General features: G+C 40.6%; 9 protein-coding genes. 3 read left to right on the forward strand and 6 right to left on the reverse strand.

Going from position 1 to position 12,545, the window contains the following annotated elements:
* Position 1 precedes the first annotated feature (1 nt).
* The 4 genes from nhaA to VY86_RS04955 form a co-directional block, all read right to left on the reverse strand.
* The gene (gene nhaA / locus VY86_RS04945) at positions 2–1,168 is read right to left on the reverse strand and encodes a Na+/H+ antiporter NhaA (RefSeq protein WP_046974142.1); all 1,167 of its coding nucleotides are present in this window, start codon (positions 1,166–1,168) and stop codon (positions 2–4) included.
* 151 nt (positions 1,169–1,319) lie between these two features.
* Complete coding sequence (locus tag VY86_RS25230; protein WP_167630894.1) at positions 1,320–1,481, reverse strand: hypothetical protein; 162 nt, start codon at positions 1,479–1,481, stop codon at positions 1,320–1,322.
* A 157-nt stretch (positions 1,482–1,638) separates the two neighbouring features.
* Positions 1,639–3,486 (reverse strand): beta-glucoside-specific PTS transporter subunit IIABC, encoded by a 1,848-nt coding sequence (locus tag VY86_RS04950; protein WP_046974143.1) that lies wholly within the window; start codon positions 3,484–3,486, stop codon positions 1,639–1,641.
* A gap of 112 nt (positions 3,487–3,598) precedes the next feature.
* Positions 3,599–4,453: a PRD domain-containing protein gene (locus VY86_RS04955; RefSeq protein ID WP_046974144.1), complete on the reverse strand. Its 855-nt coding sequence runs from the start codon at positions 4,451–4,453 to the stop codon at positions 3,599–3,601.
* 452 nt (positions 4,454–4,905) lie between these two features.
* On the opposite strand from VY86_RS04955, the gene VY86_RS04960 reads away from it, so the two are divergent.
* From VY86_RS04960 to VY86_RS04970, 3 genes are read left to right on the forward strand one after another with little or no spacing between them, the layout of a single operon-like run.
* The gene (locus VY86_RS04960; RefSeq protein ID WP_052760781.1) at positions 4,906–6,399 is read left to right on the forward strand and encodes a PTS transporter subunit EIIC; all 1,494 of its coding nucleotides are present in this window, start codon (positions 4,906–4,908) and stop codon (positions 6,397–6,399) included.
* Positions 6,400–6,416: 17 nt separating this feature from the next.
* A complete protein-coding gene (locus tag VY86_RS04965; RefSeq protein WP_046974145.1) occupies positions 6,417–7,838 on the forward strand; it encodes a glycoside hydrolase family 1 protein in 1,422 nt (473 codons plus the stop codon).
* Positions 7,822–9,126, forward strand: coding sequence for a carbohydrate porin (locus tag VY86_RS04970; RefSeq protein ID WP_082111179.1), 1,305 nt, complete (start codon positions 7,822–7,824; stop codon positions 9,124–9,126). Before VY86_RS04965 ends, VY86_RS04970 begins: the two co-directional genes overlap by 17 nt.
* A gap of 99 nt (positions 9,127–9,225) precedes the next feature.
* Here the strand turns inward: VY86_RS04970 and dnaJ are convergent, their stop codons facing one another.
* Together dnaJ and dnaK are read right to left on the reverse strand one after the other, a co-directional pair.
* Positions 9,226–10,344 (reverse strand): molecular chaperone DnaJ, encoded by a 1,119-nt coding sequence (gene dnaJ, locus VY86_RS04975; RefSeq protein ID WP_046974146.1) that lies wholly within the window; start codon positions 10,342–10,344, stop codon positions 9,226–9,228.
* A 108-nt stretch (positions 10,345–10,452) separates the two neighbouring features.
* The gene (gene dnaK, locus VY86_RS04980; RefSeq protein WP_046974147.1) at positions 10,453–12,360 is read right to left on the reverse strand and encodes a molecular chaperone DnaK; all 1,908 of its coding nucleotides are present in this window, start codon (positions 12,358–12,360) and stop codon (positions 10,453–10,455) included.
* Positions 12,361–12,545 lie beyond the last annotated feature (185 nt).

Below are 12,545 nucleotides of genomic sequence, written 5' to 3' on the forward strand. Positions count from 1 at the left end.
ATCACTTTTTCTTTGGTAAGACCATTCGCAACAAGCCATAACCAATTAGCGCGGCAGTTGTTGAGCCAATCAGAATTCCCAGACGGGAATAGGTACTGAAAGATTCACCTGCCCCTTCAAAAGCCAATCCTGAAATAAAGATGGACATGGTAAAGCCAATCCCACAAAGGACCGAAACAGCAAATATCTGTTTAAGACTAATCTGTTGTGGCAATTTAGCAAATCCTATCTTGATGGAAATATAGCTGAACAGGAAAATTCCCAATGGCTTACCAAGAAACAGAGCCGTCGCAATGCCCAGCGGTAACATATCAGTCAAACCATTCAGTGTAACTCCACTCAGGATCACACCAGCATTGGCAAATGCAAATAACGGCAAAATAAGATACGCCACCCAAGGATGTAATCCATGTTCAAGTGATTCAGAGGGAGAATGACCACTCCGGCAACGCAGAGGAATAAGAAAACCAACGATGACGCCGGCCAGCGTTGCATGAACACCCGATTTCAGAATACAGACCCAAAGAATTGCACCAATAGCCAAATAAGCCGATGTTTTTTCGACACCACGCCAATTCATCCAAGTCAACGCAGCAATCATTGCTGCCGATAATCCAAGCGCGACAAGGGAAACTGTTTTGGTATAAAACAGAGCGATGATCACAATAACACCCAGATCATCAATAATCGCTAATGCCAGCAGAAAAACCTTAAGTTCTGTTGGTACCCGTTTAGCCAATAGCGCCATCACACCCAGAGCAAATGCGATATCTGTTGCCGCAGGAATAGCCCATCCCTGACGGGTAAACTCATCACTGCCATTAAATAGCAGATAGATCAATGCCGGAGCGACCATACCACCCATAGCCGCTATCACTGGAAATACCGCTTTATCACGCCCCGCCAAAGAACCTTCCAGCAGTTCACGCTTAACTTCCAAACCAACAATCAAAAAGAAGACAGCCATCAAGCCGTCATTAACCCACAATAATAAAGGCTTATTTACCTCCAGTGCAGAAAATTGCACTGCTACCGGAATGTTAAGAAATTGCTGATAAATATCCTGTAATGGCGAGTTTGCCATTATCAGCGCAATAATGGCCGCAATGATAAGAAGAAGCCCGCCAGCCGCTTCTAATTTCAGGAATTGACGAATAATTGCAGTCACGATGATTAACCTCTGAAATTGATCGGGTTATAAATAGTACTCCAACTATAACTTCGAAAAAAATCGATTTTATAGCCAGAATAATTCGCTATAACCGATCTATTGATGATCTACATCTCAATAAAAGTAGATTATCAACCAGAGGGAGCTGTTAAATGAATTTGAGCAATAGAGTTGTGATGGTAGCTACCGCACCAATAAGGTCGGAGGCGACGACAATCGGATACCATATGGCCTCACGGTTGATCTTTGTTGTTTCCACCATTAATTTTGCTATTTCAGCATGGATTTTTTCGAGTTCAACAGTAGTCATTTTATTAAGATTTATCGTTCTTCCTTATCAGGAATGCCAAGCTGCAGCCATTCCGCTACCTTATGTTTTTCATCGTAACACATTCGTATTCAACATGAATTCATATTATGTAAAATATATCAAGAAAATCATTAAAATATATAAACAATTTAAAGAATCAACACTTATTAATAATTAGCAAAGAATCCTTAACCGCTATAACCGACTTTTTCTTATCAGGAACTATTTCACAATACTCTTCGCTATTGGTGATAATAATTGGTGATATTAATTGAGTTCGATTCTCCTGAAGAAAAGAGATATCAAAATTAACTAATATGTCACCAGCAACCACAGTCTGGCCTTCCATAACTTGCAAATTAAATCCCTTTCCTTGCAAATCTACAGTTTCAACACCAATATGAATCAACAATTCAACGCCTTGTTCGGAAATTAAACCAATAGCATGTCCAGTTGGAGTAATCATTGAAACCTTACCATTAAAAGGCGCTTTCACCACCCCTTCGGTAGGAATAATAGCAACACCATCACCAATAATTTTTTCAGAAAAAGTGTCATCAGGTACGCTTGAGAGAGGTTTAATTTCACCTGTCATAGGAGAAAGTAATATAAATTTTTTCGTTTTCGAAGAGTATGCTTTTGCTAATACCATAGACTCAGTATTAGATTCTAATTTCATTAATAACGTGAGTATAAACGCAACTAAGAAACTACTGCAAATCCCAAATAAAATAAAAAGGAAATTATTGCTCCCTTTTTGCATATAAAAAGGGAGTGATACCAATCCTGGTATGCTAAAAGCAAATATTTTTACCGAAAAAATACCCACAATAGCCCCACCAACTGCTCCACCAATTAATGAAGCATAAAAAGATTTTCTTAATTTAAGAGTAATACCATACATTGCAGGCTCAGTGATCCCTAAAAAAGCAGAGAATGAGGCTGAATAAGCTAATGATTTCATCTGCCTATCTTTAATTTTAATTGCAACCGCCAATGTAGCACCGGCTTGTGCAATATTACTGACGAAGCTGATTGGTAACAACATAAAATCATATCCGAGGGATTTAAAGTTAGCAAAAACACTCGGTAAAAAAGCATAATGTATCCCAGTAATTACCAAAACAGGTATCAGCCCTCCCAGTAATAATCCCGCAAATGGTCCAACTACAGAAAATAACTCTAAAATCACCTTCTCAAGATACAAGCCAATTGTATTTCCCAATGGCGCAGCAATAATTAATAAAATTGGCACAGAAATCAATAAGACTAATAATGGCGTAAATATTATCTTTAATACTGTCGGAATAAGTCTGTCTATCCATTTATGGATATAACTAAGCAACCAAACACCTAAAATAATTGGAATGGCAGTGTAGCTATAATGAATAGCTGGAACAGAGATACCAAATACATTGAGATATCCACTGCCGGATGCGCCTATAAGATCAGATAATGTTGGATAAATTAAAATGCATGCTAACGTTGCCGCAATAAATTCGTTAGTTTTAAATTTTTTTGCCGCCGAAAAGGCAAGAAGAACAGGTAAAAAATACAGAGGTGCATCAGAAAGAATATATAATAATTTATACTCATTACTCTCCGCTGAAACCCAGTTCATCATATAGAAAAAAATCAATCCGCCTTTCAGTAATCCAGCGCCGACTATTACCGGCAATATGGGAACAAATATACCTGAAATTATATCAAAAACATGACTTACCCGGCTTTTGTTCTGGTCATCATAGCCGCCTTCACTTTCTTTTAATTGCTTAATTATTTCACTAAATATTTCAATAACTCTATTACCAATAATTATTTGCAACTGTCCACTATGAAAACGCGCCCCCATAACCCCCTGCATTTTCTTTATCGCGGCAATATCTACTTTACTATCATCTACAACATTAAAACGTAATCTGGTAACACAATGCCAAATTTTATTTATATTTCCCGCTCCCCCAAGAAATATAATAATATCTTTCGAAAATTCTTTATAATTCATTTCTACCACCCACACCTAATCTATTGTCAAAAAAATCAAAACCACATAAATCTATTTATCTTATATTATTTAAATTAATACCTATCTACAAACCTGTTTGACGATTCACTTGCTATAAATCTCTGGCCTTATAACTATCATTAACCACCCGTTCTATATGAATCACCAAATAAATCAGTTCATCATCGGGAACTTTCCACTGATATTTTTCTCGCAGATACTTTATTAATTTCACTGCACAGTTGTAACTTTTGAAATACTTTTCCTCTATCAATTCTTGCAATGAAAAATCCATTTCAATAGCAGACGAATGCTCATTTTTATTTTGTCTGATTAAGAAATAGCGCAGATGAGTAATAAAACGAGAATAATTTACTGACGTTGAATCAAGGTTAACATGAAAATAGTAGTGAATAAGCTTAACGGTTTTATTAATTAAATTCGTTAATTTTAATGTATCACCCATCGTTTGCCCTTCATATTGAGCATTAACGAAATGCAAGGCAATCAATGAGGCTTCTATCGGCGGTAATGGCGTTTCAATCTGGTTATTAATATGAATAAGCGCCTGTTTACCGATTTCATATTCTAACGGATAAAGATGAGGAATCTCCCACTGCAAGACATTACCAATCTGATACCCTTTGCGCACACGCTCAAATGCGAAGTTTAAATGTTCTGACAAAGTAATGAGTAATGAATCGTTAAGAGGCTTGGCAAGAAAATCTTTACCTAATGTGATAACTTTCTCAGTTAGCTCTATAACTGAAACAGGGATAGTAGAAAGGATCTGATTTATTTTACAGTGTTTTTCGACAGTAAAAACCTTTGCAACATCTTGAATATGCAGCCTGTCCCCTTTCTTCCTATTAAATCCTATCCCCTTGTCCATGAGAATCATCTCATTATTATTCTCATCAATAGCAAGAACAACATTATTATTTATGAGTTTTATTATCGTTAACAAAAGGTATACCTTAAGGATAAACTATTATCAACCCTAACCTATAGAATAGGTAAAATATATCTGTGACTTGGTTGTGCCTGATCTAGTCAGTCCTAGCCATTGACACTCTTGTTCACTAATTCATATAGATATTCCATCTTTCAGGCTAAGGTATAATTTTTATAAAGTCAATAACACAACAACAGGCGCAGTTTACTTGAAACATTTATGATAAGTATCACATTTTTTGCCAAAATTACGCTTAATGACTTGCAAGTATCATAAGGAATAACTAATTTCTAAATATTGATCTAGGCTTGTTACCGACTTAGTTGTGACTGATGTCGGGCAAAACCTAATCCATTATCTGCAATGCCCCTATTCCAGGGCTATTAGATGGTGGGTTAGGTTTTTTTTTGACTTAAATTCGGCTTTTCGCTGTTTTCAACTTAATTCAAAGAAGGGGAAGTCTAATGAGGTACGAAAATCTGGCTGATCAGATAGTCAGCACAATCGGCGGGAAAGGGAATATCTCCAGCCTTGTCCATTGTGCTACACGTTTACGATTTAAACTTAAAGATAGAAGTTTAGCGAACAGCGAATTACTCAAGCAGACGGCAGGAATTATCACCGTAGTAGAGAGTGGTGGGCAATATCAGGTGGTTATTGGTAGCCATGTAGGCGATGTCTACGATGATATTAACAATAAATACTTACAGGATAATGAGGAAAAAGCCGAGAATAAACAAAGTGTAACCTCACAGCAAGGGGTAAAAAAAGAGAATACAAAAGGTTTAAAACGTATTTTCGATGGAGCAATTGATATTATCTCCAGTATTTTTACACCCCTATTGGGTGTGCTAGTTGCTGCCGGATTGATTAAAGGAATAATCGCTTTATCCAACGTGTTTAATTGGATGAGTATAGACAGTGGTACCTATAAAATTTTATTCGCTACCGGCGATGCAATGCTTTATTTCATGCCTATTTTATTAGGGTATACCGCCGGTAAGCGGTTTGGCGGAAACCCTTTTATTACTATGGTTATTGGGGCGGTATTAACTTATCCAACCATGACAGAAGCATTTAAGCTTTCGCAAGCAACGCCAGACATTCACTTAAATTTCCTGGGTATTCCCATTACTTTCATTAATTACAGCTCGACAGTTGTTCCTATCATTTTATCAGCATGGTTTAGCTGCTTTCTGGAGAAGAAACTCAATAATTGGTTTCATTCCTCTTTCAAAGTATTTATTACGCCTTTCCTGTGCCTGTTGATTACCGTTCCTTTGACTTTTCTGGTCATTGGCCCTGTAGCAACAGAACTCAGTAATGGTCTGGCGGCAGGATATCTCTTTTTCTATCAATTAAACCCAGTCATTGCAGGGATCCTGATGGGAGCAATATGGCAAATTTGTGTCATTTTCGGTCTGCACTGGGGACTCATCCCAATAATAATCAATAACATGATGACACAGGGAAAAGATATGCTCTCCCCACTGCTCCAGCCGGCAATATTTGGTCAGGCAGGTGCAACACTGGGCGTATTTTTACGTACACGCGATAAAAATATGAAAACGTTATCAGGAACTGCACTGATATCCAGTCTGTTTGGCATTACTGAGCCGTCTATTTATGGTGTGACACTGCCACTGAAACGTCCATTTATTATCGGTTGTATTGGTGGTGCACTTGGTGGTGCTGTTGTCGGCTTCTATTCTGGGACAGCACATAACTTCGGCGGTATGGGTGTCTTTGCATTTACCTCATTTATTTCCCCGGCTGGAATAGACAACGCTTTCTGGAGTGTAATTTTAGGTTCACTGGGTTCATTCATTTTCTCCTGTATTGCAACCTATTTATTCGGTGTACCGTCAGAGACTAAAGCATATCCCGCACAACAAATTGATTTAAACGCTGATAAAACGTGCCGTATTAAGACAATATCTTCCAAGTTTAACGAGTAATAAAAGAGAGGAAAACCATGAAAAAACAATTTCCAGCAGACTTCCTTTGGGGAGGCGCATTAGCTGCAAATCAGGTCGAAGGCGCTTATCAAACAGGTGGAAAAGGGTTATCAACCTCAGATATACAACCTCACGGCGTTATTTGCCCCAGTATAGAACGCAATTTGGGTGATTTCCATATCAAGGATATTGGTATTGATTTTTACCATCGTTATCCTGACGATATTGCGCTGTTTGCTGAAATGGGATTTAAATGCCTGAGAACCTCTATCGCCTGGACACGTATATTTCCCGAAGGAGATGAGGAAACACCGAACGAAAATGGCCTGGCCTTTTATGATCGCCTTTTTGACGAAATGAGAAAATATCATATTCAGCCATTAATTACGCTTTCTCATTTTGAAATGCCTTATGGTTTAGTAAAAAAATACGGCGGTTGGGGAAATCGTAAGGTAATTAAATTTTTTGACCGTTATGCCAGAACTGTCTTTGAGCGTTACAAACATAAAGTAAAATATTGGCTGACATTCAATGAAATTAACATGTCCTTATTTTCTTGCTTTACTGGCTCAGGCTTATCAGAAAACAGTAAAATTCAGGATATTTATCAGGCGCTACACCATCAGCTCGTTGCCAGTGCCAAAGCGGTTAAAGCCTGCCATGAAATTATTCCCGATGCTAAAATTGGTAATATGGTCGCGGCAATATCTCACTACCCATTAACTTGTCATCCTGATGATGTATTAGAATCATTGAAAAAGAATAGAGAATGGCTGTTCTTTTTTGATGTACAGGCTCGTGGATATTATCCATCCTATATGACACGCCTGTTTAAAGAGCAGAATATTACGCTTGATATAACAGATGAAGATACACAAATACTCAAAGAAACCGTCGATTTCCTTTCTTTCAGTTACTACATGAGCTGTTGTGCAACGACAGATCCGGAAATAACCAAAAATGCAGGAAATCTGATTAATCCGGTGAAAAATCCTTATCTATCCAGTTCAGAATGGGGATGGCAAATAGATCCTCAGGGCCTTCGTTATCTGCTTAATATGCTATATGACCGTTACCAGAAGCCACTGTTTATTGTAGAAAACGGTTTGGGTGCCAGAGATATTATTCAAGACGATGGCACTATTATTGATGATTATCGTATTCAATATCTCAACGATCATTTATTCCAGGTACGGGAAGCCATTGAAGATGGTGTTCAGTTATTAGGATATACCTCATGGGGGCCAATAGATTTGGTCAGCGCCTCTACAGCAGAAATGTCAAAACGATACGGGTTTATTTATGTCGATCGTGACGACCAAGGCAATGGCACACTGGAACGGCGGCGTAAAAAAAGTTTTAGCTGGTATAAAGATGTTATAAGCAGTCACGGCAATATTCTCAAAGCCCCGGAGGCAAAAAATGAAAATAGCCAATAAATTTCTTTTATTAACGTTGTCGCTTATTCTTCTTCATAGCAATACAGTGGCAGCGACAAAAAGTGACTGTAGTTCATATGATGCCCTTTTACCAAGAGGTCCAGAAACACCCTCGGTTTCATCCACCTGCGATACCGTATTTCCTGAATGGGGCGGTCTCAGAAAAGAGATGGCAGATCATGGTTTTTATGCAAATATCCAGATGTTAACAAATCTAACCTATGATGTTTCAAGAAACTGGAAAAATACCTCTAATCCTAACTATGTAGGCCAACGCTTAACCACCGGTAATATGTTTATTACAGAACTGACCTATGATTTATCGCGGATTGGTTTCACTGATAAGGCACAATTACGTGTAGGTCTAAACTATGCCTACAATAACTTTAAAAATAATGGTCAAGATGGGCATCCTTTTATCTCCGCTTTTTCTATTAACCAACCTTTATTTAATGATCGGGTGATATTGAATTACGGCTACACAACACTGCTCTCTCATTTCTATGGATTGTTTTTCGGTAGCAGTACAGCGTCATCTGCGCTGGGGCCAACCAGTGTGATGTTGTCCCAGGCCGGTCTGCCCAGTACAAAACCGAGTCCATCAATAGATATTCGGTTTTTATCGGAAAATAAACGTTGGTATGACCATATTGGCGTTGCCAGAAGTCAAAGCTCGGAAGGTTTAAGAGCGGACTCAAAATACAATACTTATGGTCTGCGCTGGAAACTTCCCAGTGCGGGTACGTTAGTCATCAATGAATTAGGTTATCGTGTTAATGCCAATGAAACGGAAAACATGATCTGGATTCGAGGCGGCTCGGTGTTTAATAAAACACCTTATTTTAACTATAATAACTCAGAATATGAAGATCATACCTACTCTCATTATATCGCGGTTACCCGCCAGATAACCAAACCGGATGCGTCAATGCCTTTCCGCGGCTGGTATATTGATGGCAAAACCAACTATGCACCAAAGGATCGTAACCTGTTTAATACCGATGTTTCGTTATCGTTGTTCAGCATTGGTCCATTCGATTCACGTCCGACCGATATGCTTACTTTTGGTTTGTCGTATAATAAGTTTAGTGATGACGCAAAAGATTACTTCGCCCGCAATGGTCAATTTGCTGAAAGTTATAGTGCAACCGCTTCCGCGTCATATTCGTATCGTGTCTACAACGGGATCTATTGGACCAACAGCTTATCCTATACTCATCACCCCTCAGTAACACCGAGAGAGGACGATGCTTATAATTTACTCACGCAAATTACCTTTAGCTTATAATTCTCAGTCAGAACAAAAAGTCCTCGCGTGAAAACGAGGACTTTATCAGTAATCTGAACTTTGTTTATAAACACAGCTCTATTATGAAGATATGTGCAGTTATTTGGTTAAATCATCAAAAAATTTCTTCACACCATCGAAGAAGCTTTTAGAACGTGGGCTGTTGTTTTCGCCACTAGTACCACCTAAAGACTCTCCCAATTCACGTAATAATTCTTTCTGTTTCTCGTTCAATTTAACCGGAGTTTCTACTACCACCCGACACAGTAAATCACCCTGAACGCCACCACGGACAGATTTAACACCTTTGCCTTTCATGCGGAACATTTTACCTGTCTGGGTTTCAGCAGGTATTTTCAGTTTCACACGGCCATCAAGGGTTGGGACTTCGATTTCGCCACCCAATGCCGCCATTGCAAAGTTAACTGGCACTTCACAATAGAGATTATTTTCTTCACGCTCGAAAATATGGTGCTTTTTCACCTGTACCTGAACATACAAATCACCTGCCGGTGCGCCCTTACCGCCAGCTTCACCTTCACCACTCAGGCGAATACGGTCACCGGTATCCACACCTGCCGGGATCTTAACAGACAGTGTTTTATATTTTTCAACACGCCCATGACCATGACACTTGTTACAAGAATCTTTAATGATCTGACCACGACCATGACAATGTGGGCAAGGTTGCTGAACGGTGAAGAAACCCTGACGCATATGAACCTGACCAGAACCCTGACAGGTTGAACAGGTGACAGGGCTGGTACCGGCTTTAGCACCACTGCCATGACAGGCATCACAGGTTTCCAGTGTCGGGATACGGATCTCTTTGGTCACACCACGAACCGCTTCTTCCAGTGTCAGTTCCATGCTGTAACGCAAATCTGCACCGCGGCTTGGACGCTGCTGACGACGACCACCACCGAAGATATCACCGAAAACGTCACCAAAGATATCACTGAAATCAGCACCGCCACCGCCCATGCCACCTTGCTCAAAAGCAGCATGACCATATTGGTCATAAGCAGCCCGTTTCTGATCGTCAGTCAGAATTTCATAGGCTTCTTTAACTTCTTTGAATTTGCCTTCCGCGTCTTTATCGCCCTGATTACGATCAGGATGATATTTCATTGCCAGCCGTTTATAGGCTTTTTTAATCTCTTTTTCGTCGGCTGTTTTGGAGACCCCCAAAACTTCGTAACAATCTCTTTTTGCCATCTCTTATTTTACCCTTAACATGCGCGCACGGGCGCAGAGTTCCCTCAACGCCCGTGCCGGTTAATCAGCAACAGTTGTCATCACTGTTACTGCGCCCGCTAAGGGCAATTATTTTTTGTCTTTAACTTCTTCGAATTCAGCATCTACAACGTTGTCATCTTTTTTCGCGCTGTCACCCGCGTCTGCTGCACCAGCCTGAGCCTGCTGTTGAGCAATTTCCAACAGTTTAGCGGAAGCCTGAACCAGAGCCTGAATTTTCGCTTCGATATCAGCTTTGTCTTCGCCTTTAACCGCAGTTTCCAATGCAGTTACCGCGCTTTCAATAGCTGTTTTATCTTCTGCTGGCAGCTTGTCACCCGCTTCCTCTACTTGTTTACGAGTACCATGAACAAGTTGATCTGCCTGGTTACGCGTCTGTACCAACTCTTCAAACTTACGATCAGATTCAGCGTTAGCTTCTGCATCACGAACCATCTGTTGAATCTCTTCCTCATTCAAACCAGAAGAGGCCTTGATAGTGATCTGTTGTTCACGGCCGCTGTTTTTATCTTTAGCAGATACGTGCAGAATACCGTCGGCATCAATGTCAAAAGTGACTTCGATCTGAGGCATACCACGAGGTGCCGGCTGAATACCATCCAGATTGAACTGACCCAAAGATTTGTTATCGCTGGAACGTTTACGTTCACCCTGCAACACATGGATAGTTACCGCAGACTGGTTATCTTCTGCCGTAGAGAACACCTGGCTGTGTTTAGTTGGGATAGTGGTGTTTTTCGTAATGAGGGAAGTCATCACGCCGCCCATCGTTTCGATACCCAGAGACAGAGGCGTTACGTCCAGAAGCAATACGTCTTTCACATCACCAGCCAGAACACCGCCCTGTACCGCAGCACCCATCGCTACCGCTTCATCAGGGTTCACATCTTTACGTGGTTCTTTACCGAAGAAGTCAGCAACCACTTTCTGCACCATTGGCATACGGGTCTGACCACCCACCAGAATCACATCTTGCACATCAGAAACAGACAGACCAGCATCTTGCAATGCAACCCGTACAGGCTCCATAGAGCGCTTAATCAGGTCTTCTACCAGTGATTCCAGTTTCGCACGGGTCACTTTGATGTTCATGTGCTTAGGACCCGTAGCATCCGCAGTGATGTACGGCAGGTTAACATCAGTCTGCTGTGCAGAGGAAAGCTCAATTTTTGCTTTTTCCGCCGCTTCTTTCAGACGTTGCATTGCCAATGGATCATTACGCAGATCAATCCCCTGATCTTTCTTAAATTCGTCAACCAGATAGTTGATCATACGGCTGTCGAAGTCTTCACCACCCAAGTGAGTATCACCGTTGGTTGCAAGAACTTCATAGGTTTTTTCGCCATCAACTTCATCAATTTCGATAATAGAAATATCGAAAGTACCACCACCAAGGTCATAAACCGCGATAGTACGGTTACCCACTTCTCTGTCCAAGCCGTAAGCCAGTGCAGCCGCGGTTGGTTCGTTGATAATACGTTTTACTTCCAAACCTGCGATACGGCCTGCGTCTTTTGTTGCCTGACGTTGAGCATCGTTGAAATAGGCAGGCACAGTGATGACTGCTTCAGTTACCGGCTCACCTAGGTAGTCTTCAGCTGTTTTCTTCATTTTCTTCAGAACTTCAGCGGAAACCTGAGGAGGAGCCATTTTCTGGTCTTTCACTTCCAGCCATGCGTCACCGTTATCTGCCGCAATGATTTTATATGGCATGATAGCTACGTCACGTTGTGCTTCTTCGTCCTGGAAACGACGACCAATCAGACGTTTAATAGCAAACAGCGTATTTTGCGGGTTAGTAACAGCCTGACGTTTAGCCGGTTGACCAACCAGAGTTTCACCATCCTGGGTATATGCAATAATGGAAGGAGTTGTACGATCACCTTCGCTGTTTTCCAGTACACGAGCTGTCGTGCCATCCATAATAGCTACACAAGAGTTGGTAGTTCCCAGGTCGATACCAATAATTTTACCCATCTAAACGCCTCCACAAGAAATTCGTAATCAGTCAAGTTGCTAATCAATATGAGGATGGTTATCTGCTTTTCAACGGCACCTATTTTTATTGCCTCTATGCAATTCCTCACTTTTGCTTATATACATCAGCTGTATAGGACAGCGATTAGCAACTGCGGTTGATTATAAGATGGGGCCGTTAAAAC

It is taken from the genome of Photorhabdus thracensis (genome assembly GCF_001010285.1).
Classification (GTDB): domain Bacteria; phylum Pseudomonadota; class Gammaproteobacteria; order Enterobacterales; family Enterobacteriaceae; genus Photorhabdus; species Photorhabdus temperata.